The sequence below is a fragment of the Rhodococcus sp. NPDC058639 genome (assembly GCF_042717545.1).
Classification (GTDB): domain Bacteria; phylum Actinomycetota; class Actinomycetes; order Mycobacteriales; family Mycobacteriaceae; genus Rhodococcus.
The window spans coordinates 59,169-83,317 of the sequence record NZ_JBHXRF010000009.1 but is presented as its reverse complement, the minus strand read 5'-3'; the positions used below and the strand labels follow the sequence as shown (position 1 = coordinate 83,317).

Here is a 24,149-nt window from a genome sequence, read left to right as displayed (position 1 = left end):
CAGTTGGTCCTGTTGCCGCTAATCGTGACATACGACCGCCCGTCGTATGAAGTGGGGGCGCTCTCACGGCAAGTCCGGCACGGCCCGTGACCACCGGTTCATGACGTAGACACCGGCGTCGGGAACAATGCATCCGTGGCCGAAGCAGAGAACTCCTCCCGTACACGCGTGCTGCTGCTGGGCAGCACCGGCTCCATCGGGACCCAAGCGCTCCAGGTGATCGACGCGAATCCCGACAAGTTCGAGGTGGTCGGCCTCGCCGCGGGCGGTGGCAACATCGACCTGCTGGCAGAGCAGATCCGTCTGTTCGGTGTCTCCGAGGTCGCGGTCGCCGATCCCACCGCCGCGTCGCGCCTCGACCGTCCGGTGCGCAGCGGTCCCGACGCGGTAACCGCGCTCGTGCGGGAAGTGGAAGCCGACGTGGTGCTCAACGGACTCGTCGGCTCGCTCGGGCTCGCGCCGACCCTCGCGGCTCTCGAGACCGGGGCGCGCCTCGCGCTGGCGAACAAGGAGTCCCTCGTCGCCGGCGGTGCGCTTGTGACGGCAGCGGCCGCTCCGGGCCAGATCGTGCCGGTCGATTCCGAGCATTCGGCGATGGCGCAGTGCCTGCGCGGCGGCACTGCCGACGAGGTGGCACGTCTGGTGCTCACCGCGTCGGGTGGGCCGTTCCGGGGCTGGACGGCAGATCGTCTCGAGTCGGTCACGCCCGAGCAGGCCGGCGCGCATCCGACGTGGTCGATGGGCCCGATGAACACCCTCAACTCCGCGACGCTCGTGAACAAGGGACTCGAACTCATCGAGGCGCACCTGCTGTTCGGTATCGCCTACGACCGGATCGACGTCACCGTCCATCCACAATCGATCGTGCACTCGATGGTGACCTTCACCGACGGGTCCACGCTCGCCCAGGCGTCGCCGCCGTCGATGACTCTGCCGATCGCGCTCGCGCTCGGCTGGCCGCACCGTGTCGCGGACGCGGCCCCGGCGCTCGATTTCTCGACGGCGTCGACATGGGAGTTCGAGCCGCTCGACAACGCCGTGTTCCCTGCCGTCGAACTCGCACGCGCCGCAGGAAGCCGCGGCGGCTGCCTGACCGCCGTGTACAACGCGGCGAACGAGATCGCCGCCGAGGCGTTCCTCGCGGGACGGCTCTCGTTCCCCCGGATCGTGCAGACCGTCGAAGCCGTGCTGGACGACGCCGACGAGTGGTCGGCTCAACCCAGTACCGTGGACGATGTGCTCGCAGCCGACGGCTGGGCCCGCAGCCGGGCGCGCACACTCGTCGACTAGGAGGATCGGCCACACATGATGTTCGTATTGGGCGTTGTGGTTTTCGCCTTTGGCATCGCGGCCTCCGTCGCCCTGCACGAGGCCGGCCACATGTGGACCGCGCAGAAGCTGGGCATGAAGGTCCGGCGCTACTACATCGGCTTCGGGCCGCGCATCTTCGCGTTCCGCCGCGGTGAGACCGAATACGGTCTCAAGGCGATCCCGGCCGGAGGTTTCTGCGACATCGCGGGCATGACCGCCCTCGACGAACTCGCTCCCGACGAGTACGACCGCGCGATGTACAAGCAGAAGACGTGGAAGCGCCTGGTCGTCATGATGGGCGGCATCGGCATGAACTTCGCGCTGGGCATCGTCCTGATCTATGTCCTCGCCGTCGCGTGGGCGCTGCCGCAACTGCATCCCAAGGCCACTGTCGCGGAGGTGTCCTGTGTGGCACCCAGCCAGGCGGGGGCAGAAGGCGATTACGCGCTCGCCCCGTGTACCGGCACCGGGCCTGCCGGTGAGGCGGGAATCCAGCCCGGTGACGTGATCGTCGCTGTGGACGGCCAGGAGGTCGAAGGGTTCTACGCGCTGGTCGAGGCGACACGTGCCGCTACGGGCACCGTCGACTTCACGGTCGAGCGAGGCGGGGAAACCCTCACCGTGCCGGTCACCGTCGAACAGGTGCAGCGGTACGTGGAGAACACCGCGACCGGGGAGATCACCTCCGAGACCGTCGGCGCGATCGGCGTGACGGGAGAGGAAAATCGTCCGACCGAGTACAACGCACTCACGGCGATTCCGGCGACGTTCCAATTCACCGGCGACCTGGCCGTGATCACCGCGCAGTCGCTCATGGATCTGCCCAGCAAGGTGTCGGATCTGTGGACTGCGGTGACAGGCGGTGAGCGCGCCATCGACACCCCGGTGAGCGTGGTCGGTGCCAGTGTCATCGGCGGGCAGTTCGCGGAGCGCGGGATCTGGCAGTCCTTCGTCCTGCTGCTCGCCCAGCTCAACTTCTTCCTCGGTGCCTTCAACCTCCTGCCACTGCTTCCGCTCGACGGTGGGCACATGGCCGTGGCGATCTACGAACGCATCCGCAACTGGGTGCGCGGATTGCGCGGACTCCCGGAAGGAGCGCCCGTCGACTACATGAAACTGCTTCCGCTGACCTACGTCGCCGTCGTGATCGGTGGCGCGTTCATGGTCCTCACCCTCACCGCCGACATCATCAACCCCATCCAGCTGTTCTGACCTGCGCCGCTAGAATTGCCGGGTAGCTACGAAAGAAGGCGAACTGTGACCAGCCCCGTCGGATTGGGCATGCCCGAACTGCCCGCGGTCCTCGCGCCGCGACGCAAGACACGCCAGCTCATGGTCGGCAATGTCGGTGTCGGCAGCGATCACCCCATCTCGGTGCAGTCGATGTGCACCACCAAGACCCACGACATCAACGCCACGCTTCAGCAGATCGCCGAGCTCACCGCCTCGGGCTGTGACATCGTGCGTGTTGCCTGCCCTCGGCAGGAAGATGCCGACGCTCTCGCGACCATCGCGAAGAAGAGCCAGATCCCTGTGATCGCCGACATCCACTTCCAGCCCCGGTACATCTTCGCTGCCATCGACGCGGGATGCGCCGCGGTGCGGGTCAACCCCGGCAACATCAAGGAATTCGACGGCCGCGTGAAGGAGGTCGCGAAGGCCGCCGGCGACGCGGGCATCCCGATCCGCATCGGCGTCAACGCCGGTTCCCTCGACCCGCGCCTGATGCAGAAATACGGCAAGGCGACGCCCGAAGCCCTCGTCGAGTCCGCGTTGTGGGAGGCGGGCCTCTTCGAGGAACACGGCTTCGGCGACATCAAGATCTCGGTCAAGCACAACGATCCGGTCGTGATGGTCGAGGCCTACCGTCAGCTCGCCGCCCAGTGCAACTACCCGCTGCACCTCGGTGTCACCGAGGCCGGACCGGCCTTTCAGGGCACGATCAAGTCCGCGGTCGCGTTCGGCGCGCTGCTGAGCGAAGGGATCGGCGACACCATCCGCGTGTCGCTGTCCGCTCCTCCCGCGGAGGAGATCAAGGTCGGCACGCAGATCCTGCAATCGCTGAACCTGCGCCCCCGCAAGCTGGAAATCGTGTCGTGCCCGTCGTGCGGGCGCGCACAGGTCGATGTCTACACGCTGGCCGACGAGGTCTCGGCAGGACTCGAGGGGATGGAGATCCCGCTGCGCGTCGCCGTGATGGGCTGCGTCGTCAACGGTCCGGGTGAAGCCCGCGAGGCGGATCTCGGTGTCGCCTCAGGCAACGGTAAGGGCCAGATCTTCGTCAAGGGCAAAGTCATCAAGACGGTGCCGGAAGCGCAGATCGTGGAGACGCTGATCGAAGAGGCGATGCGGATCGCCGAGGAGATGGAAGGCGACGCCGGAGCCGGTAACCCGGTCGTGTCCGTCGGCTGATACCCCGATTTCCCTGAGCGGGTGACGCGTGGCACCCTGATCTCGTATCGGCTTGTCGACGGGTGGTGAGCGAGTGCTCAAGCTTCTGGGTGTCCGGTCGCTGGGTGGCCGTGATACGGCCTCGGTGTTGCGGGTGCTCGCGAGAGACCCTGTGGCGTCGTGCATGGTGGCGGGTCGCGTCGAGGAATACGGTCTCGACGGTCGTGCTGTCGGCGGCGACATGTGGAGTCGCGGCGGTCCGGAGTCCTCACTGTGCTTCGCCGGCGCAAACCTCATACCCCTGCTCGGGAATCCCGACGACATCCGGGCCTTCGCCGAGCGAGCCGTCCGCGGGCCGCGTCTGTGCTCGTCGATCGTGGGCCGCGCCGAGTTGGCGCTGCCGATGTGGGACGCACTCGAATCCGCGTGGGGGCCGCCGCGTGAGGTTCGCGCCGAGCAACCGCTGCTGGTGCTCGACCGGGAACCCCGCATCGCCCCCGATCCGCGCGTCCGGCGGGTACGCCCGGAAGAACTCGACGCCTACCTCCCCGCCGCCATCTCGATGTTCATCGAGGAGGTCGGAGCCGACCCGCGTGCCGGCGACGGGGGAGCGGGATACCGACGTAGAGTCGCGAGCCTCATCGCCGCCGGACGCGCCTGGGCGCGCTTCGAGGACGGCCGGGTCGTGTTCAAGGCCGAGGTCGGGTCCCAGTCCTCGACGGTGGGCCAGATCCAGGGCGTGTGGGTCGACCCGGACAAACGCGGCGCCGGTCTCGGTGCCGCCGGAACGGCCGCGGTCGGCGCGGCCGTCACCGCGACCGGGCGTCTGCCGAGCCTGTACGTCAACAGCTTCAACACCCGGGCGCGCGCCACGTACGAACGCATCGGTTTCCGCCAGGTCGCGACATTTACGACCGTGCTGCTCGACTGACGCGCCTCGGCCGATTCGGGCGCTCGTCCGCTTACCATGACGGGCGATGAGCCCTCGACGTTCACCCCTGGCGCCCACGCGACCCGGTCGTGTCCGTGTCGTCGCGGCCTGGGCGGTGACGGCGCTGCTGTGCGGTCTCGTCGTCGCGTGTACACCGGGCGTCACCGGGCCCCAAGCCGCCGCGCAGCTTTTTCTCGACGACTTCGCGGCGCAGGATTTCGCGGCAGCGGCCGCGCGTTCGGACCGGCCGGACGAGGCCGAGGGCGCGCTGGGCGAGGTATGGGGCGGGCTGCAAGCCGAATCCCTGGTGGCGACGACCACCTCCACGCGCATCGACGGTGATTCCGCGACCGTCGGATACAGCTACGAATGGCACCTGCCGAGAGAGCGGGTGTGGCAGTACACGGGTGAACTGCACATGGGCCGAAGCGGCGAGCAGTGGTCGGTCCGGTGGGCGAAATCCGCTCTGCACCCGCAGCTCGGAAACCGCCAGACCATGCAACTGCGCAGCACCCCGGCGCCGCGCGCCCGCGTCAACGAGCATGCGGGCAGCGACGTGCTTGTTCCGGGAACCGTGTACGGCATCGCCTTCGATGCCACGCAGAACAGGGACGTCTCGTCCGCGGCGAAGGCTCTGGCCGCCGCCCTCGTGCAGTTCGACTCTTCGCTGAGCGCCCAGGCGATCGCCGAGTCGGTGACCGCGGTGTCCGGCCCACGGTCGGTGATGCGGCTCGCGGAGAACGACTACGAACTCGTTGCCGACCGGCTTGCCGCCATACCCGGTGTAGTGGTGACCGAACAGTCCGACCTGGTCTCGACGGACCGTACCTTCGCGCCCGACCTCGTCGGGCAGGTGAAGAAGACCGTGATCGACGAACTCGACGGGACCGCGGGGTGGAGTGTGGTCGTCGTCAACCAGTACGGCGTCGACACGGATGTGCTCACCGAGACGAAACCCCTGCCGGTGCCGTCGGTCTCCATAAGCCTCGACCGTCCGATCCAGGTGGCCGCGCAGAACGCGGTCAGCGCCCGGACGGAGCAGGCGATGACCGTCGTCATCGAGGCCTCCACCGGCGCGGTGCTGGCGGTGGCCCAGAACTCCGCTGCCGACCGCGACGGACCGGTGGCGCTCGCGGGGCAATACCCGCCCGGCTCCACATTCAAGATCATTACATCGGGCGCCGCCATGTCGAGCGGTCTCGCACTGCCCGACACGATCGTTCCGTGTCCGGGCCGCATCACCATCGGCGACCGCAGTATCCCGAACTACAACGAGTTCGCGCTCGGCTCGGTCACACTCGCCACCGCCTTCGCGAGGTCGTGCAACACCTCGTTCGCCAAACTCGCCTCCGAGATGGAATCGGATGCGTTGCACACCGCCGCTGCGCGATTCGGCATCGGCGTCGACTACGAGGTGGTCGGCATGCCGACATTCACCGGGTCGGTGCCGCCCGCGGACGATCTCGTCGAACGCACCGAGGACGGATTCGGGCAGGGCAAGGTGGTCGTCAGCCCGTTCGGGATGGCGCTCGCTGCCGCGACCGTTGCGAGCGGCCGCACACCCGTCCCGTATCTGATCGAAGGCCGGGAGACGGTCGTGCAGGGCGATCCCTCTCCGGTCTCTCCGGATGTGGTGGCGGGCCTGCGCGACATGATGCGCCTGGTGATCACGAGCGGCACCGCCGATCGCATCCGGGATCAGGGCGACGTGTACGGCAAAACCGGTGAGGCAGAGGTGGAGGGCGGTTCGCACTCCTGGTTCGTCGGCTACCGGGGTGATCTCGCGTTTGCGACCCTCGTGGTGCGCGGCGGTAGTTCGGACAATGCCGTCGCGGTCACGCGGGACATGTTCGCCGCATTGCCGCCCGACTACCGGGACGGAGCCTGATCGGTCAGTCCACGGGTGGCTCCGCCGGCGCGGACGTCTGGTGGGTCATCCAGCCGTATCGTGCGAGCAGGCGGGTGGCGACCCACAGCAGTGCCCCGATCCCGAGCAGGACACCTGCGATGCGGTACTGGGTGCCCGGTCGATCCACCAACGGGGAGACGAGGAACAGGCAACTCACGGCACCGATGACCGGCAGCACCGTGGGTGCCCGGAAATGGTCGTGGTCCACCCGATCACGACGGAGGACCAGCACGACCACATTGACGATCGTGAACACCATGAGCAGAAGCAATGCCGTCGTGCCGCCGAGTTCGGGGATCTCCCCGACGAACGTGATGAGCCCGACGGCGAGCAGGGTGGTGAAGGCGATCGCCACCTGGGGCGTGCGCCGCGTCCGGTGCACCTTGCCCAGCGCAGCGGGGACAACCCCCTCGTGGGAGATGCCGTACAGAAGACGGCTCGCCATCAGCATGTTGATCAAGGCGGTGTTGGCAACCGCGAACATCGTGATGAACGCGAAGATGCTGAGGGGGAAGGCCGGCGCACCCGCCTCCACGACCCGCAGCAGCGGTGTCTCACCCTCCCCGAGCAGGTTGGGCGGCACCAGCGCCACCGACGTGATGGAGACCAGCACGTAGATGAGCCCGGTGATGCACAGACCGCCGAGCAGCACCTTCGGGAAGATCCGCGTCGGGTGTTTGCACTCCTCGGCCATGTTCACGGAATCTTCGAACCCCACCATGGCGAAGAACGCGAGAGCCGTGCCCGCGACCACCCCGGTGAAGACGGAGCGATCACCGGTATCGATCTCGACCACTCGCGAGAAGTCACCGTTACCGAACCCCAGCGCCCACATCCCGATGAAGATGATGATGAGCAGGCCCGAGAGTTCCACGACGGTGAGCACGACATTCGTCTTCACGCTTTCGCTGACCCCGCGCACGTTGATCACGGCGACCGCGAGGATGAACCCCAGCGCCACCACGGTGATCCCGATTCCGCCCGCGAGGTCGAGGTCGAACGCCTCCCCGAAATTCGCCGCGAACGCGCGTGCCGCCGTCGATGCAGAGGTGATACCGGATGCCATCACCGTGAACGTGACCATGTACGTGAGGAAATGGATCCCGAAGGCCTTGTGCGTGTACAGCGCGGCACCCGCGGCGCGCGGATACTTCGTGACCAGTTCGAGGTAGCTGAACACGGTGATGGTGGCGACGACGAACGCGGTCAGGAACGGCAGCCAGACGACCCCGCCGACTTCGTTCGCGACATTGCCCGTGAGTGCGTAGATCCCTGTGCCGAGGATGTCCCCGACGATGAACAGGAGCAGCAGTCCCGGTCCCATCACACGTTTGAGTTCGGGCGCTGCGGTGGTCTCCGGCATCGAACGCTCCTTTCCGATGCCCGACCGATCCGGTACCCGAAGGGGTCAGGGCAGCAGCCCTGATTTTCTCGCGGCGACCACCGCTTCGTGGCGGGAATGGACATCGAGTTTGCTCATCGCGCTGCGCAGATAGCTCTTGACCGTTTCCGTGCCCACCGACAACCGCCTCGCGATCTCGGCGTTGCTGCACCCGAGGGCGACGTAGGAGAGGACATCGGTCTCGCGGGACGAGAGCGTCATCTCCGGCCGCCCCTTTTCTGTGCCTCCCATCGCGGCCGCCAGTCGTTCGGACAGCCCGCGCAAGCGCCGTTGCAGTTGCTCGTCGCCGGCATCCCGTGCGAGAGTGCGCAACTCGGCGTGGACTTCTCGTATGTGAGCGGTCGCGACCGGATCGTGCCCGCTCTGCCCGAGGTGCGTGAGCATCGCCATCCGCCGGTCCACTTCGTCGCGCACCGCGATCTCGTTCGCGAGCCGGCTTGCCGTCTGCGCGAAGGCATGCACCGCGCGTTCGCCGAGCGGAGCGCATTCCCGCGCCGCCCCGTACAACACCGCACGCGCGACTCCGCCGACCATCACCGGCACCGCGAGGATCGACCGGAGACCTTCCCCGAGGACCGGACGATCGAAGTGATGGGTGATCGACGACGATCTCCCGTAGTCCGCGACGGTGACGGTGCGGCCCTCCGAGAGCACACGGCCTCCCAGCCCCGCGCGGGGTGGCACGACGACGCCCGCGAGGTTGTTGGTGCGCGTCCCGAAGAACTCGCTCAGATGCAGGTCGTTGTTCTGGACCTGGCCGGCGAAGACCACGGGCACCTGTGCCTGCGCGGCGGTGCGACGGAGTTCGAGACGCAGTGCATCCCCGTCACGGGGGCGAAGCAGCGGCGATGAGACGACCGACACCGGATGTCACCCCTTTCCGGGGGTATCGGAACCAATGTGTGACTCGGATCATAGAGGCATACGAGTGCCGCGTAGAGCGGGGCCCGCCGGGATACGAGGAGAGGACAGACCTGATGGTCGACACAGCGACACGCGTTCGGGAACTGCTGGATCGTTACGACACCCCTGACGCGTGCGCTGCGCAGTTGCTGTGCGACGGCCATCCCGCCGACGCGGTGGCATTCACCGTGATCGAACCCGACCTCACCTCCACCGACCTGACCTACGGTGAACTCCGCGAACGATCGCAGCGTTTCGCCGCGGCACTCGCGCACCTCGGCGTCGAACCCGGCGACCACGTCGCCACGCTCATGGGCAAGTCAGCCGACCTGGTCGTCGCGCTGCTCGGAATCTGGCGTCGCGGTGCCGTACACCTGCCGTTGTTCACGGCCTTCGCGCCGCCCGCCATCGCCTTCCGGTTGCGGGCCGGCGGTGCGCGGGTCGTCGTCGCGGACGGCGATCAGGTGGGCAAACTCGCACCGGGCGACGACATGCCGCACGACGCTCCGTGGCAGGTCGTGGTCGCGGGAGAGAGCAGCGGAGTCGGTGTGCGCTTTGCGGACCTGCTCGAATCCCACTCGGCCGACGACCCGCGTGCCGAGGCGGTCGCGGTCGGAGCGACCGGTGGTCTCGTGCAACTGTTCACCTCGGGCACGACCGGCACCCCGAAAGGTGTGCCGGTGCCGGTGAGGGCTCTCGCGTCATTCCACGCGTACCTCGAGTTCGGGCTCGACGTGCGTGAGGACGATGTGTTCTGGAACGCCGCCGATCCCGGCTGGGCGTACGGCCTCTACTACGCCCTGCTCGGCCCGCTCGCGGCGGGACGCCGCAGCATCCTCCTCCACGGAGGTTTCTCGCCGGCCCTGACGTGGCAGATCCTCGACCGTTTCGGCGTCACGAACTTCGCTGCCGCGCCCACCGTCTACCGCAGTCTGCGAGCCGATACCGCGGCACATCCCACGGTGACGCTGCGCCGTGCGTCGTCGGCGGGGGAGCCGCTCACTCCCGACGTGCTGGCGTGGTCCGAAGAGACACTCGGTGTCGTGGTGCGCGACCAGTACGGCCAGACCGAGCACGGCATGTTCGTGGTCGACGCCTGGGCGGACGGGCTGCGCGAACAGGTTCCGCCGCAATCGATGGGCAAGCCGTTGCCCGGATGGACCTGCGCGGTACTGCGTGACGACAGCGACGAGGTCGCGGCCCCGGGAGAGGTGGGCAGAGTCGCGATCGACGTCCCCGCCAGCCCGCTCGTGTGGTTCACCGGCTACGTCGACGCGCCGGAGAAGACGGCGGACCGGTTCAGCGACGACGGCCGGTGGTACCTGACCGGCGACGCCGGGCGGGTCGACGAGAACGGGTTCTTCTTCTTCTCTTCACGTGACGACGACGTCATCATCATGGCCGGATACCGCATCGGGCCGTTCGACGTGGAATCGGTTCTGGTGATGCACCCGGACGTGGTGGAGGCCGCCGTGGTGGGAGTGCCCGACCAACTTCGCGGCGAGGTCCTCGAAGCGTTCGTCGTGGTGCGCGAAGGCATCGAGGGCGACGACGCGCTCGAAGCTGATCTTCAGCAACTGGTGAAGAAGAAGTTCGCGGCCCACGCCTACCCGCGGACCGTGCATTTCGTTCCGCACCTTCCCAAGACTCCGAGCGGCAAGGTCCAGAGATACATTCTGCGTCGCCAGGGCGCCACTCCGTAACGAGAACGCCGGGCTCAGCCGGGGTGTCGGTGCGAGCGGGGCGCGCGGGTTAATCTGATTCCATGCCTACCCGCGCCCCGCTCGTCCCCGGAACCGCGACACCGATCCGTGAAGTACCCAAGTCGATCGAGCGTCCCGAATACGTGTGGAAGCCGACCGCGAACGAGGGCAACGAGCCGTGGGTGCAGACCCCCGAGACGATCGAGAAGGTGCGGATCGCCTCGAAGATCGCGGCACAAGCGCTGATCGAGGCGGGTAAGGCGGTCGCACCGGGCGTCACCACCGACGAGATCGACCGCATCGCACACGAGTACATGTGTGACCACGGTTCGTATCCGTCCGATCTCGGCTACCGGGGATTTCCGAAGTCGGTGTGCGTGTCGCTCAACGAGGTGATCTGTCACGGTATCCCGGACACCACGGTGATCGAGGACGGCGACATCGTGAACATCGACGTGACCGCGTACATCCACGGCGTTCACGGCGACACCAACGCGACGTTCTTCGCCGGTGATGTGTCCGAGGAAGCGCGGCTTCTCGTCGAACGTACGCGTGAGGCGACAGCCCGGGCGATCAAGGCGGTCGCGCCCGGGCGAGCCCTCAACGTGGTCGGTCGCGTCATCGAGTCGTATGCGAACCGGTTCGGGTACGGGGTGGTGCGCGATTTCACCGGTCACGGCATCGGCGAGACCTTCCACAACGGTCTGGTGGTCTTCCACTACGACCGCCCGGACATCGACACGGTCCTCGAGCCGGGCATGGTGTTCACCATCGAGCCGATGATCAATCTCGGCACTCCGGATTACGAGATCTGGGAGGACGGCTGGACTGTCGTCACCAAGGACCGCAAGTGGAGTGCGCAGTTCGAGCACACGCTCGTCGTCACCGACACCGGAGCCGAGATTCTGACGGTTCCGTAACCCCCCTTCGGGCCGCCTCACCTACCCGTCGCCGAGTCCGCTGACCCGCTGGGATCACCCCTCCGCCATCTGCTGTGCGCGGGCGTACGCGAGATGCAGGAAATCTGCGCCCGTCAGCGCTGCGAGCGCATCCACCACGACAACCGTGGCGGCCGGTGCGAACACCCTGCCCACCGTGACGGCGGTGATCGCCCACACGTCGAAGCAGAACGGGCACGTCAGCAACTCTCCGATGCTGTGTTTGAGCCCCGCGTGCCCGACCGGCCGGTCCATCACCTCGCCGGGGCCGCCTTTTTCACCGGGCTTCGTGAACGGGGCGCGCAGTGGGCGCGTGACCGACGTCTTGGTCACCGTCCTCGACAACTTGTGGGCCGCGGCGGCGGAGACGACGATGTCGCGCACAGTCAGCCGTCCCGGCAGGCGCCGAGGGGTGACTGCGGTCAGGACGGCCACCACCGCCACGAACAGCCCGTACAGCAGGAGGGTTGCCACGTAGCCACCGAGCTTGGGGTCCTCGGGTCGGGTGTTCTCCGGTTCCGACGATTCCGCCGGTGCGTGACGTTCCTCGTGTTCGGTGGCTCGGTCGAGGGTGGAGACCGGATCGTGGCCGGAGATAGTGTCGGACGGGTCGTTTCGGGGGGAGCGGTCGCCGTTGCTCGTCGGAGTCATAGCGGCCGATTTCCCGGGCTGGATCCGGTTAAACCCGAGACACCGATCCGCCGGGAGATCGTAGAGGTGACAAGTGTGCCCGTATGGGTTTCCCGGGTACGGGACGCAGGCCGGTCGCTGCGGGGACGTGTAGCGTTTCGGGGCATGGAATCGACGATGGTGACCACCGATTCGGGTTCGATCGAGGTGCGCGTCGACGGACCGGACAGCCGGCACTCCGTGCTGCTGCTGCCCGACGCGGGGGAACGCGCCGACGTATTCGACGCGGTGTGCGAGCGACTGCACAATTCGGATCTGCGCACGATCGTGCCCGAGACGCTCGACGGGTTGACCCCGGACGGCATCTTCGCCGTGCTCGATCAACTGTCGCTGCCGTGGGTGCATCTCGCCGGCATCGGCGCCGGCGCCGAAATGGCCTGGGCGGCCGCGTCCGGCCGCTTCGGCCGCTTCGCGAGTCTCGTCGTGGTGGACCGCGGCCACCCCGTCGTCCCGATGTTCGACGGCGCCGTACGCGACGCGTCGGCACCGGTGGCGGAAGTACCCACCACCATCGTGATCGGAGACCCGGCCCGCAAGCCGGAAGCGGACGCCTCGATGCGGTACGTGACCGGAGAGTTTCGTGTGGTCGACCTCGGCAGCATCGACAACGTGCCCGCACGGGCAGCGGCAGAGTTCGCGTCGGCGATCGCGTTGCGCACCGGGAGCTGGTAGGCCACAACGCATCCGGCCCCCGCAGCCCCGGAGGGCGCGAGGGCCGGAGGAGTTCGGCTCTACAGGCCGAGCAGTGCGTTCTCCACCAATTCGGGAAGCGCCGGATGGATCCAGTACTGCCGTGTGGCCATGTCCTGTGCCGTGATGCCGAACACCATTGCCTGGATGAGCGGCTGGATCACCGTCGATGCCTGCGCACCGATGATGTGGGCACCGAGAAGCAGCCCCGTGGACCGGTCTGCGATCAGCTTGCAGAAACCGTCGGTGTCCTCCATCGCCCAGCCGTAGGCGACATTCCCGTAGTCCTGGATCTTGACCGAGATGTCGTATCCCGCGGCGCGGGCCTGCTCCTCGGTGAGCCCGACGGTCGCGATCTGCGGATCGGTGAACACCGCGGCAGGCACGAATCGATGGTCGGTGCGCTGCAGAGCGGAGGTATCCGGTCCCCACGCGTCGTGCAGGAGATTGTGCTGCACGACCCGCGCTTCGTGATTCGCGACGTGCTTGAGCTGGTACGGCGACGACACGTCGCCCAGCGCGAAGACACCTTCCGCCGTCGTGCGCTGGAATTCGTCGACGACGATGGACCCGGCCGCGTCGAGTTCGATCCCCGCCGCTGCGGCGTCGAGCAGATCGCCGTTCGGGTGCCGGCCCGTCGCGACGAGCAGCACGTCTCCGGCCACCACGGCGCCGTCGGCCAGTTCGACCTCCACTCCGTCGCCCACCGGCCGGAAGGCACGGGCCGGGTTCTCCAGGTGGACGTCCCACTTCTGCTGCGCGAGGGCGGTGAAACGGTCGGAGACGTCGGTGTCGAGGTGGCGCAACAGTCTGCCGCTCCGTCCGATCACCGACACCCTGGTGCCGAGGGCGGAGAAGACGTGGGCGAACTCCATCGCAATGAAGCCGGTTCCGAGAATCACCATCGATTCGGGGAGCTTCGGGAGCCGCATGATGTTGTTGCTCGTGTAGTAGGTCACCCCGCCGTCGAGCACTTCCTGCGGGATCTCGGCGCGCGCGCCGGCCGCTACGACGACCTGGTCGGCGGTGATCGTCTCGCCGGTCCCGGAATCGAGCGTGCGCTCGCCGACGAACCGCGCAAGACCGTCGTACACCGTGACGTTCGCGCAGCCCTCGCGCCGGTACTGCTCACCGCCCGCGGCGATCGGATCGATACGGCCGAAGACGCGGTCGACGATGTCGTTCCACCGGATCCCGTCGATGGTGGCGTCGATCCCGTACTTGGGTGCCGACCGGATGGTGCGGGCAACGTCCGCTGCGTAGACGTACATCTTGGTGGGGATGCAGCCCACGTTCAGGCAGGTGCCGCCGAAGGTGCTCGCCTCCAATAACGCGACGCGTTTGCCGTCGTAGCGCTCGTCGAGGATCGAGTTGCCCGATCCGGTGCCGATGATCGCGAGGTCGTAGTGGGTCACGCGTGTTCTCCCGTGGGTTGTGGTGGTGCGGATACATCCCCGGCCCCGGCGGGCTCGCCCGCGGTTCCGTCTCCGTTCAACCATCCCAGCCACAGGTCCAATTCCCGGAATGCCGCAGCCAGGGGCTCCGGTGTGGAGAGAAACACATCGTGTCGCGCACCGGTGATCGGCACGATCGTTGTGCGGTCTCCCAGGCAGCCTGCCCACCGCGCGATCTGTCGCACGTCGAGGACCGCGTCGACGGTGTCGATCGTGGCGTCGTATTTCGGGGCGAAGCGCGACGCCCCGGAACGCAGGATCAACGACGGCACCCCGACATCGAGACCGCGGTGCAGGCGAGCGTGCCCGATGCGCACGGCACGCAGCCACCCGAAGCGGATCGGAAAGCCGGTGAGCGGTTTCATGTCGAGGTCGTAGGACCAGCCACCGTGCTGGAGGCTGACACCGTAGGTATCCAGCTTTCGCCCGGGCACGGCGGAGTGTGGGCGAACCCGTCCGAGTACGTCGATCGCGGCGGTACCGACGTTGCGCAGATACGACGGGCCCTGCAGGTCGAACCATGGACTGTTGAGGATGAGTCCTCTCACCCCGGCCGAGGCAGATCCGCCGGGTCGACGCTCGAGGCGGTCGAGCCACAGGGGAAGCACGAGGCCACCCGTGGAGTGCGCGGCCAGCACGACGCCGCCACCGGACACCTCGGCCGAGACGATGCGCAGCGCTTCGTCGAGTTCCCGGTCGTAATACTCGAGGTCGGTGACGAAGTGGGGCGTTTGGCCCGGTGCGCGCGAGCGTCCGCATTTTCGGAGGTCGAGTGCGAAGAACCGATATCCCTGCGCGGCGAAATGCTCCGCGAGGTGCTGTTGGAAGAAGTAGTCGGTGAAGCCGTGGACGTAGAGAACCGCGCGGTGGGGCAGCGCGCTCGGCTCGGTCACCGCGCCGGTGGCGGGTTGATACCGCACCAGGGTCGCGGTGATGTCGCCCTCACCGTCCGGGTCGTCGCCCAGCGGCAACACGAGTTGCTCGTATCCGTCGCCCAGGATGTCGGGCTGCCAAGTAGTCACTATCACACTCTAGGAGGGTTCGGCGGGGGGTGCCGCGGGTAGACAATGAGGTGAAAATGAAGAGCCGGTATACGCCCGGGTAACCTGTGCGTCGCAGTCGCGCGGCTGCGGACGAATCCTGAACTCGAGGATTGTGTGCGGGCGCGTTCGGGACACTCACGTAAGCGGTGCGCGAAGGCGCGACGGCGCGTGCGAACAGACAAGGAAGTCGATTTCCCCGTGTCAGAGAACGTGGTAGAGGCGAAAACCGATGTAGTGCTCGTGGGCGCCGGCATCATGAGCGCGACCCTCGGCGCGCTGATGCGTCAACTCCAGCCCGACTGGTCGATCACCGCCTTCGAGCGGCTCGACGCCGCAGCGGCGGAGAGCAGCGACCCGTGGAACAACGCGGGCACCGGCCACTCGGCGCTGTGTGAGTTGAATTACACCCCCGGCAAGCCCGACGGCACGGTGGAAATCGCGAAAGCGGTCAACGTCAACGAGCAGTTCCAGGTTTCGCGCCAGTTCTGGTCGTACGCGGTCGACAACGGCATCCTGAGCGACCCCAAGGACTTCATCAACCCGATCCCGCATGTGAGCTTCGTACACGGCGCGGACGACGTGAAGTACCTGCGTGCCCGGTACGACGCCCTCGCGGGCCATCCGCTGTTCGCGGGCATGGAGTACTCCGAGAGCCCCGAGTTCTTCGCCGAGCGGCTGCCGCTCATGGCCACCGGCCGGGACTTCTCCGATCCGGTCGCGCTGAACTGGACCGAGACGGGAACCGACGTCGACTTCGGTGCCCTCACCAAGCAGCTCATCAACAATGTGGCGGCATCGGGTGGCACGGTCTTCTTCGGCCACGAGGTCACCAACATCACCAAGCAGTCCGACGGCAGCTGGATCGTCAAGGTGCGCAACCGGCGCACGGGCGAGTCCCGCAAGGTCCACGCCAAGTTCGTCTTCGTCGGCGCGGGTGGCGGCGCCCTCCACCTCCTGCAGAAGTCCGGTATCAGCGAGGCCAAGGGCTTCGGCGGATTCCCCGTGTCCGGTGCCTTCCTGCGCTGCACCAATCCCGAGGTGATCGCTCGTCACAGCGCCAAGGTGTACGGCAAGGCCGCGGTGGGCGCGCCCCCGATGTCGGTGCCTCACCTCGACACCCGTGTGATCGGGGGGAAGCAGGGTCTGCTGTTCGGGCCGTACGCCGGATGGTCGCCCAAGTTCCTCAAGCAGGGCGGCATCATGGACCTGCCCAAGTCGGTCAGGCCGAACAACCTGATGTCGATGCTCGGAGTCGGCGTGACCGAACTCGGCCTGGTCAAGTACCTCGTCGGTGAGCTCACCCAGTCGCCCGCCGATCGCATCGGCACCCTCGCGGAGTTCGCGCCCGAAGCGCGACTCGAAGACTGGGAGCTGATCGTCGCCGGCCAGCGCGTACAGGTGATCCGCCGTAAGGGCGCGGGCGGTGTGCTCGAGTTCGGTACCGCCGTGGTCAGCGCTGCCGACGGTTCGATCGCGGGTCTGCTCGGAGCCTCGCCGGGTGCGTCCACCGCGGTTCCCGCGATGCTCGACGTCCTCGAACGCTGCTTCCCGCAGCAGTGGGCCGCATGGCAGCCCAAGCTTCGGGAGATGGTGCCGTCCCTCGGGGTCAAGCTCACCGACAACCAGGATCTGTTCCGTCAGGTGTGGGACCACACCACCAAAACGCTTCAGCTCGACGTCGTTCCGGGTCGCGGTCAGGTCGCACCGATGGAAGCCGCCGCGGTCTGATCCGCGGCACGGATATCGCGGCCCGGCTCCGAGCCGGGCCGCACTCGTCCGCGACGGGCGGGCGAGACGAGGAGCGCTCCCGGGGTTGATCTCTCGACGGTTCGCTTCGATACGAGAGATGGGAATGCCGGTGCCGGTAGCCGACGACGAGACCAATTACCTGGTGGGGCTCGACCTTCGGGGACGACGTGTGGTGGTCGTGGGCGGCGGCAGCGTTGCACAACGTCGTCTGGGCCTGCTGGTGGCCTCGGGAGCCGATGTCCACGTCGTGGCACGGGCCGCGACACCCGCTGTGGAGAGCATGGCCACGAAGGGCCGCCTCTCGCTCGACGTCCGCGACTATCGCGACGGCGACCTCGAGGACGCCTGGTACGCGATCGCCTGCACCGACGAGCCCGACACCAACGCCGCTATCGTCGCCGAGGCGGAACGCCGCCGGATCTTCTGCGTGCGTGCCGACAGCGCACGCGAAGGGAGTGCCGTCACACCCGCGACCGCTCGCTACGACGGGCTCTCCGTCGGCGTCCTCGCCGGCGGTGACCATCGCAGGTCCGCGGCAGTGCGCACATCCATCCGGGACGCCCTCGCGGGCGCGGCACTGTCCGAGGTCGCCGACGACGCGGCTCAGAAACCGACCGGCGTGGCGCTGGTCGGCGGTGGACCCGGCGATCCGGACCTCATCACCGTTCGAGGCCGCCGGTTGCTGGCCCGTGCCGATGTGGTGGTGGCGGATCACCTCGCCCCTCAGGAACTCCTCGCCGAACTGGATCCGCATGTCGAGGTGATCGACGCCGCCAAACTGCCGTACGGCCGTGCGATGGCGCAGCAGGTCATCAACGACATCCTGATCGATCGGGCGAAGGCCGGAAAGTTCGTGGTCCGGCTCAAAGGCGGCGACCCCTACGTCTTCGGACGGGGATACGAAGAACTCGAGGCGTGCACCGCTGCCGGAATACCGGTGACGGTCGTCCCCGGTATCACCAGCGCGATCTCGGTGCCGGCCGCCGCGGGTGTCCCGGTGACCCATCGGGGGGTGACACACGAGTTCGTCGTGGTGAGTGGGCACGTCGCGCCCGACCATCCCGATTCGCTCACCGACTGGAGTGCCCTCGCGAAACTCCGCGGGACGCTCGTGCTGCTCATGGCCGTCGAACGCATCGAAAAGTTCGCGGACGCCCTGACGGCCGGGGGCCGGCCCGCCGACACCCCGGTGGTGGTGGTTCAGGAAGGAACCTTGGCCACCCAGCGGGTGCTCCGGACCGATCTCGGGAACGTCGCCGCCCGGGTCCGCGAAGAGGGGACCCGTCCACCCGCCATCATCGTCATCGGTCCGGTCGCCGGGTTCGGTCCGGAAGGTCGGTAACGTTGGACCCCGTGGCACACACCTCGGATACCGCACACGCCTCGGGCGCCGCGCACCCCATGACCGCTCGCGCACTCGCTCTGGCCACCCTGGTCCTCAGCGGATTGCAGCTCATGGTGGTGCTCGACGGCACCGTTGCCAACCTTGCTCTCGCTCCACTGCAGGCGGAACTCGGGTTGTCCGACGCCGGCCGGAATTGGGTCCTCACCGCGTACGCGCTCGCGTTCGGTGGTCTGATGCTGCTCGGCGGCCGCCTCGGAGACAGCTTCGGGCGCAAACGGATGTTCATCGCCGGCGTGGGCCTGTTCACGTTCGCGTCGCTGCTGTGCGGCCTGGCCACCAACGAGGCGATGCTCATCGGTGCGCGTGCGCTACAGGGAGTCGGAGCCGCGATCGCGTCACCGACGGCGCTTGCGCTCGTGGCGACGACATTCGCCGCCGGTCCCGCCCGTAACCGGGCCATTGCGGTCTTCGCGGCCATGACCGGCGTCGGATCGATCGCAGGCCTCATCCTGGGTGGTGCGCTGACGCAGGTGTCGTGGCGATGGATCTTCCTCATCAACGTCCCGATCGGTGTCGTGATCGTCGTGCTGGCCCTCAGTGCGTTGCGCGAAACGTCGTCCGAGCGTCTGGCGCTGGACGTTCCGGGTGCCATCCTTGCGACGCTCGGATGCACCGGCATCGTGTTCGGCCTCACCGAAGGTCCCGAACTCGGCTGGGGGAGCGCCGCCGTGATCGGTGCGCTCGCTGCCGGCGTCATCCTGCTCGGGATCTTCCTGCTGGTCGAGCGCCGTGCCGAGAACCCCCTCCTGCCCTTCGTACTGTTCCGCAACAAGAACCGCGTGGCGACCTTCGTGGCGATCTTCTTCGCCGGTGCGGTGATGTTCAGCCTCGCGGCGTTCGTCGCGCTGTTCGTGCAGGACATCCTCGGTTACACGCCGCTGCAGGCGGGGCTTGCGTTCGTGCCGTTCGCATTCGGTCTCGGGGGAGCGGCCGCGGCCTCGTCCAAGCTCGCGGCACGGGTGCAGCCCCGATGGCTCGTGGTCACCGGTGCCGTCATCATGAGCCTGAGCCTGCTCTACGGGTCGACGATGGACGAGACGGTGCGATACTTCCCGACGCTGTTCGTGCTGGTGCTCGTGGTCGGGTTCGGGGTGGGTCTGGCCGTGGTTCCGCTTCCGCTGTGCGCCATCGCGGGCGTCGGAGCGCACGAGATCGGGCCGCTGTCCGCCATCGCGCAGGTCGCGCAGACGCTCGGAGGACCTCTCGGCCTCGCCGTCATCGGCGCGCTGGCCACCTCGAAGACGATGTCGCTCGGAGGCACGCCCGGCGCGGTCGCGGACATGACCGCCGCACAACTTACCGCGCAGGGTGAGGGGTACATGTTCGCCCTCGTCGGATGCGCCGCGTGCGCGGTGATCGCCGGCATCGCGGCGTTCTTCATCCGGTTCACCTCCGAAGAGGTGGCCCAGGCTCAGGAAGCCGAGAAGTCCGCTCAGTCCGGGTGAGGTGTCACCCCGGACTCCCGGCGCGTTCCGCCGGGAGTCCGGGATTCAGGTGAGGACGACCAGTTCCGTCGGGGAGGCGATCTCCACCCGCAGTCCGGCCTTCGACGCCACGCGCGCAAGACCCCGCACGTCGGCCGGCTCGGCCCGGGTCTGCACCAGTGCGCGGGCGAGGAGCCCCTTGTGGTGCTTGTTGAAATGACTCACGACCGAGCGGGTGCCATCGGGTTTTTCCGTCAGCACCGTCGCGGTGATCGCGCCGGGGACCGGACCGAGCTGCTGATAGGCACCCGAACGGAGATCGACGACGAGGTCACCTCCGGCCTCGGCGGCGAGCGCGTCGGTCAACTCGGGCCGCCACAACGCCGCGAGGGTGCCGAACCCGGGAAGCTTCGAGCCCCCCGAGAGGCGGTAGGCCGGAATGGGGTCGCTCGCACGCACGGCACCGAACAGCGCCGAGCCGACGGCCAGTCGCCGGTACGCCTTCTCACGCTGCACCTTCGTGAAACTTGCGGCGTCGAGGGCGTCGAACAGCACCCCGGTGTACCGCTCGAGTGCGGGGCGGGTGGGGGAGACCCACAACTTGGCGTTGCGTTCGATCTCGTCTGCTCCGTTCGCGCCCAGGCCGAGCGCCCGGCTCGACGCGTCGTAGTCGGCGGCGAGCTCGACCAGAGCCCGGACGAGCAGCTCTCGGGTCTCGGTCAACTGCGGCATCGAGAGGTCGCCGAGATCCAGCGGCCCGCCGTCGCCGCCGGTGGATTTGGTTTCGGAAGGGGGGAGAAGCACCAGCACAACAGCCCACCGTACCGAGAGCCCGATTCCGGCGAGCGGTAGGCTCATCGACCGTGATCACTCGCATGTCGCACCTGTTCCTCCGCACTCTCCGCGACGACCCGGCCGATGCCGAGGTCGCCAGCCACAAACTGCTCGTCCGGGCCGGGTATGTGCGGCGGATCGCGCCGGGCATCTACTCGTGGCTGCCACTGGGGCTGAAGGTGCTGCGTCAGGTCGAGCGAGTGGTCCGCGAGGAGATGAACAGCATCGGAGCGCAGGAGATCTCCCTGCCCGCGTTGCTGCCGCGCGAGCCCTACGAGACGTCGAACCGCTGGACCGAGTACGGCGCCGGACTGTTCCGTCTCCAGGACCGCAAGGGCAACGACTACCTGCTCGGGCCCACTCACGAGGAACTGTTCGCGCTCACCGTCAAGGGTGAGTACAACTCGTACAAGGACTTCCCGGTCACCCTCTACCAGGTGCAGACCAAGTACCGCGACGAGGAGCGCCCCCGCGCCGGCATCCTGCGCGGCCGCGAGTTCGTGATGAAGGACTCGTACAGCTTCGATCTCACTGACGAGGGCCTCGCACAGTCGTACCGGGCACACCGCGACGCCTACGAGCGGATCTTCGCCCGCCTGGGCGTGAAGTACGTGATCGTGTCCGCGACGTCGGGTGCCATGGGCGGCAGCGCTTCGGAGGAGTTCCTGGCCGAGAGCGAGGTCGGTGAGGACACCTACGTCCGGTGTGTCGAGTCCGGTTACGCCGCCAACGTCGAGGCCGTCAAGACGCTCGCGCCCGCACCGATTCCGTTCGACGGACTGCCGGACGCGGTCGTCCACGACACCCCGGACACCCCGACGATCGGTTCGCTCGTCGAGGCGGCCACCACGATCCTCGGCCGTGAGGTCGACGCCTCCGAAACCCTGAAGAACATCCTCGTCAAGGTTCGACAGCCCGGCGGGGAGTGGGAACTGGTCGGAATCGGCATCCCCGGAGACCGCGAGGTCGACGACAAGCGTCTCGAGGCGTCGTTCGAGCCGGCGGAGGTCGCGCTACTCGACGAGTCCGATTTCGCCGCCAACCCGTTCCTCGTCAAGGGCTACATCGGTCCGAAGGCGCTGCTTGCCAACGGCGTCCGTTACCTCGTCGACCCGCGCGTGGTCGACGGAACGGCGTGGATCACCGGCGCGGACGAGCACGGCAAGCATGTCTTCGGGCTCGTCGCCGGGCGTGACTTCGTCGCCGACGGCACGGTCGAGGCCGCAGAGGTCCGCGACGGTGACCCGTCGCCGGACGGTGCCGGCCCCTTGGTGTCCGCCCGCGGCATCGAGATCGGCCACGTCTTCCAGCTCGGCCGTAAGTACACCGACGCGTTCGCCGTCGATGTGCTCAACGAGAACGGCAAGCCGGTGCGCCCGACGATGGGGTCGTACGGCGTCGGCGTGTCGAGGCTCGTGGCTGTGATCGCCGAGCAGCAGCACGACGAGAAGGGCCTGCGCTGGCCGTCCGAGGTCGCGCCGTTCGATGTGCACGTCGTCATCGCCAACAAGGACGAGCAGGCTCGTGCCGGTGCGGAGAACCTGGTCGAGGAATTGTCGAATGCCGGCCTGGACGTGCTCTTCGACGATCGCAAAGCGTCGCCCGGTGTGAAGTTCAAGGATTCGGAACTGCTCGGCATGCCCCTGGTCGTCGTGGTGGGACGCGGATTCGCCGACGGCAACGTCGAAGTGCGTAACCGCCTCACCGGAGAGTCGAGCGAGGTGCCGGTGGGCGAGGCAGTACGGGAGATCCTCGGGCGTTGACCGCGTACTCGGAGCCGGTGGGTCAGAATGGGCCCATGTCCGAGAACTGGAGCGCGACCGACACTTATCTCGCCGATTTCCTCATAGGCGACGATCCCGCCCTCGACGCCGCCCTCGAGGCGAACGCGGCGGCGGGACTGCGGCCCATCGACGTCGCGCCGGTTCAGGGCAAGTTCCTGTACCTGCTGGCCCGAATCCGAGGCGCCCGCCGGGTGCTGGAGATAGGCACGCTCGGTGGGTACTCGACGATCTGGCTGGCACGCGCGGTCGGCGAGTCGGGACACGTGACGACCCTCGAGTACGAGCCCCGGCACGCCGAGGTGGCGCGTGCCAACCTCGACCGTTCCGGCGTCGGAGCGCGCGTCGACATTCGTGTCGGTGCGGCGCTCGACACGCTCCCGCACCTCGAAGGACCGTTCGACCTGGTGTTCATCGATGCCGACAAGGAGAACAACAGCAACTACGTGCGGGAAGCGCTGCGGTTGTCGAGTCCGGGCACGGTGATCGTCGTCGACAACGTGGTCCGTGCCGGTGGGATCAGCGATCCGGACGACGACGACTCGAAGGTCCGCGCATCGCGCGAACTGCTCGCCGTGCTGGCGGCCGAACCCCGTCTCGACGCCACGGCGTTGCAGACCGTGGGGGTCAAGGGCTGGGACGGTTTCGCGTTGGCACTCGTCGTCGAACAGCAACCGTAGGCCGGTACTGCCGGTCCGGCCGAAAATCGGTGGCGCCCGGTGTCCGGGCCGCCGAACATTGTTCGTGTGAGCGATATCCGGGAAACCGCCGACGCCGAGCGCTTCATCGAAGAGGGATATCTGCGGATCGCAGGTGCCGTTCCGCGGGAGACTACGGAACGGTGCTGCGACCTCCTCTGGGAAGACCTCGACGCAGACCGATCGGACCCGGGCACCTGGACCGAACCCGTCGTGCGGGTCGGAGGCCGATGGGATTTACCGTTCGTCGAGGCCTCCACGATGCCGGTCCTTCTCGACGTCTACGACCGTCTGCTGGGAACCGGCCGCTGGGTTCGGCCCCGCGGTCTCGGCACGTTTCCCATCCGATTTCCGCATCCCGCCGATCCCGGAGATACAGGATGGCACGTCGACGGTAGTTTCGTCGTCGAGGGACAGACCTGGCCGTACGTCGATCTCCGCTCACGCGGCCGGGGTCTGCTGGTGCTGTTCCTGCTCACCGACGTAGGACCGGACGACGCTCCCACCAGGATCAAGGTGGGTTCCCACCTCGACGTGCCCGAGTACCTCGTCGACTACCGCGACGGGCGTTCGTTGCTGGAGTTGTGCCGCGCCATGGACGAGGACGGCATGCTCGATGCACCGTCCCGGCCCATGGTCGAGGCGACAGGTGCCGCGGGCGACGTCTACGTGTGCCACCCGTTCCTGGTGCATGCGGCCCAGCCGATGCGCAGCGCGCAACCGCCGAACAGTGGGCAGGGGAACGGAATTCGGCCACCGCGCATCATCGCCCAGCCGCCGATCGAGACGGTCGCACCCTTCCGGCTCGACGCCACCGGCACTGCCCCGGTGGAGATGGCGGTGCGGCGCGCACTGAACCGGTGAAGGTCCGGACTGTCCGGGAAAGGTCGGCC

At 67.6% G+C, this 24,149-nt stretch carries 20 protein-coding genes; 14 read left to right on the top strand and 6 right to left on the bottom strand.

Translation table 11 applies throughout. From position 1 onward, the window contains the following. Positions 1–168 precede the first annotated feature (168 nt). From dxr to ACFWU2_RS18375, 5 genes are all read left to right on the top strand, one after another. Positions 169–1,290: a 1-deoxy-D-xylulose-5-phosphate reductoisomerase gene (dxr, locus tag ACFWU2_RS18395; RefSeq protein WP_378609511.1), complete on the top strand. Its 1,122-nt coding sequence runs from the start codon at positions 169–171 to the stop codon at positions 1,288–1,290. A gap of 15 nt (positions 1,291–1,305) precedes the next feature. After that, positions 1,306–2,523, top strand: a complete 1,218-nt coding sequence (locus ACFWU2_RS18390) for a M50 family metallopeptidase (protein WP_378609037.1) — start codon at positions 1,306–1,308, stop codon at positions 2,521–2,523. Positions 2,524–2,568: 45 nt separating this feature from the next. Beyond that, positions 2,569–3,723 carry a flavodoxin-dependent (E)-4-hydroxy-3-methylbut-2-enyl-diphosphate synthase gene (gene ispG, locus ACFWU2_RS18385; protein ID WP_169620570.1) on the top strand — a complete coding sequence of 385 codons (1,155 nt, stop codon included), beginning with the start codon at positions 2,569–2,571 and terminating at the stop codon, positions 3,721–3,723. A 73-nt stretch (positions 3,724–3,796) separates the two neighbouring features. Beyond that, entirely contained in the window at positions 3,797–4,633 is an 837-nt protein-coding gene (locus ACFWU2_RS18380) for a GNAT family N-acetyltransferase (RefSeq protein ID WP_378609012.1), read from the top strand. A 46-nt stretch (positions 4,634–4,679) separates the two neighbouring features. After that, positions 4,680–6,521, top strand: a complete 1,842-nt coding sequence (locus ACFWU2_RS18375) for a penicillin-binding transpeptidase domain-containing protein (RefSeq protein ID WP_378609009.1) — start codon at positions 4,680–4,682, stop codon at positions 6,519–6,521. Between the two features lie 4 nt (positions 6,522–6,525). Here ACFWU2_RS18375 and ACFWU2_RS18370 read toward each other — a convergent pair whose 3' ends face one another. Together ACFWU2_RS18370 and ACFWU2_RS18365 are read right to left on the bottom strand one after the other, a co-directional pair. Next, a complete protein-coding gene (locus ACFWU2_RS18370) occupies positions 6,526–7,905 on the bottom strand; it encodes an APC family permease (protein ID WP_378609006.1) in 1,380 nt (459 codons plus the stop codon). Between the two features lie 45 nt (positions 7,906–7,950). After that, positions 7,951–8,808, bottom strand: a complete 858-nt coding sequence (locus ACFWU2_RS18365; protein ID WP_378609003.1) for a LuxR C-terminal-related transcriptional regulator — start codon at positions 8,806–8,808, stop codon at positions 7,951–7,953. A gap of 113 nt (positions 8,809–8,921) precedes the next feature. Here ACFWU2_RS18365 and ACFWU2_RS18360 point away from each other — a divergent pair, with 113 nt between their 5' ends. Then, positions 8,922–10,550, top strand: a complete 1,629-nt coding sequence (locus ACFWU2_RS18360; protein WP_378609000.1) for an AMP-binding protein — start codon at positions 8,922–8,924, stop codon at positions 10,548–10,550. 62 nt (positions 10,551–10,612) lie between these two features. Further along, a complete protein-coding gene (gene map, locus ACFWU2_RS18355) occupies positions 10,613–11,470 on the top strand; it encodes a type I methionyl aminopeptidase (RefSeq protein WP_169620576.1) in 858 nt (285 codons plus the stop codon). A gap of 54 nt (positions 11,471–11,524) precedes the next feature. Here map and ACFWU2_RS18350 read toward each other — a convergent pair whose 3' ends face one another. Next, positions 11,525–12,139 (bottom strand): DUF1360 domain-containing protein, encoded by a 615-nt coding sequence (locus tag ACFWU2_RS18350; protein WP_378608997.1) that lies wholly within the window; start codon positions 12,137–12,139, stop codon positions 11,525–11,527. Between the two features lie 144 nt (positions 12,140–12,283). Here ACFWU2_RS18350 and ACFWU2_RS18345 point away from each other — a divergent pair, with 144 nt between their 5' ends. Further along, on the top strand, positions 12,284–12,850 hold the full coding sequence (locus ACFWU2_RS18345; RefSeq protein WP_378608995.1) for an alpha/beta hydrolase: 567 nt from the start codon (positions 12,284–12,286) through the stop codon (positions 12,848–12,850). Between the two features lie 59 nt (positions 12,851–12,909). On the opposite strand, the gene mtr is transcribed toward ACFWU2_RS18345, so the two are convergent. Next, complete coding sequence (mtr, locus tag ACFWU2_RS18340) at positions 12,910–14,283, bottom strand: mycothione reductase (RefSeq protein ID WP_378608992.1); 1,374 nt, start codon at positions 14,281–14,283, stop codon at positions 12,910–12,912. Next, the gene (locus ACFWU2_RS18335; RefSeq protein WP_378608989.1) at positions 14,280–15,344 is read right to left on the bottom strand and encodes an alpha/beta hydrolase; all 1,065 of its coding nucleotides are present in this window, start codon (positions 15,342–15,344) and stop codon (positions 14,280–14,282) included. The genes mtr and ACFWU2_RS18335 overlap by 4 nt, the downstream gene beginning before the upstream one ends. Positions 15,345–15,563: 219 nt before the next feature. Between ACFWU2_RS18335 and mqo the strand changes: the two genes are divergently transcribed. From mqo to ACFWU2_RS18320, 3 genes are all read left to right on the top strand, one after another. Continuing rightward, positions 15,564–17,093, top strand: a complete 1,530-nt coding sequence (gene mqo, locus ACFWU2_RS18330) for a malate dehydrogenase (quinone) (RefSeq protein WP_378608986.1) — start codon at positions 15,564–15,566, stop codon at positions 17,091–17,093. A 124-nt stretch (positions 17,094–17,217) separates the two neighbouring features. Further along, a complete protein-coding gene (gene cobA / locus ACFWU2_RS18325; RefSeq protein WP_378609508.1) occupies positions 17,218–18,456 on the top strand; it encodes a uroporphyrinogen-III C-methyltransferase in 1,239 nt (412 codons plus the stop codon). Between the two features lie 59 nt (positions 18,457–18,515). Continuing rightward, on the top strand, positions 18,516–19,964 hold the full coding sequence (locus ACFWU2_RS18320; RefSeq protein ID WP_378609505.1) for an MFS transporter: 1,449 nt from the start codon (positions 18,516–18,518) through the stop codon (positions 19,962–19,964). A gap of 45 nt (positions 19,965–20,009) precedes the next feature. Here the strand turns inward: ACFWU2_RS18320 and yaaA are convergent, their stop codons facing one another. Continuing rightward, the gene (gene yaaA, locus ACFWU2_RS18315; protein WP_378609502.1) at positions 20,010–20,753 is read right to left on the bottom strand and encodes a peroxide stress protein YaaA; all 744 of its coding nucleotides are present in this window, start codon (positions 20,751–20,753) and stop codon (positions 20,010–20,012) included. Positions 20,754–20,806: 53 nt separating this feature from the next. On the opposite strand from yaaA, the gene ACFWU2_RS18310 reads away from it, so the two are divergent. The 3 genes from ACFWU2_RS18310 (at position 20,807) to ACFWU2_RS18300 (ending at position 24,120) form a co-directional block, all read left to right on the top strand. Next, positions 20,807–22,540, top strand: a complete 1,734-nt coding sequence (locus tag ACFWU2_RS18310) for a proline--tRNA ligase (protein WP_378608983.1) — start codon at positions 20,807–20,809, stop codon at positions 22,538–22,540. A gap of 35 nt (positions 22,541–22,575) precedes the next feature. Next, complete coding sequence (locus ACFWU2_RS18305) at positions 22,576–23,238, top strand: O-methyltransferase (protein WP_378608980.1); 663 nt, start codon at positions 22,576–22,578, stop codon at positions 23,236–23,238. 66 nt (positions 23,239–23,304) lie between these two features. Beyond that, complete coding sequence (locus ACFWU2_RS18300; RefSeq protein WP_378608974.1) at positions 23,305–24,120, top strand: phytanoyl-CoA dioxygenase family protein; 816 nt, start codon at positions 23,305–23,307, stop codon at positions 24,118–24,120. Positions 24,121–24,149: the final 29 nt, after the last annotated feature.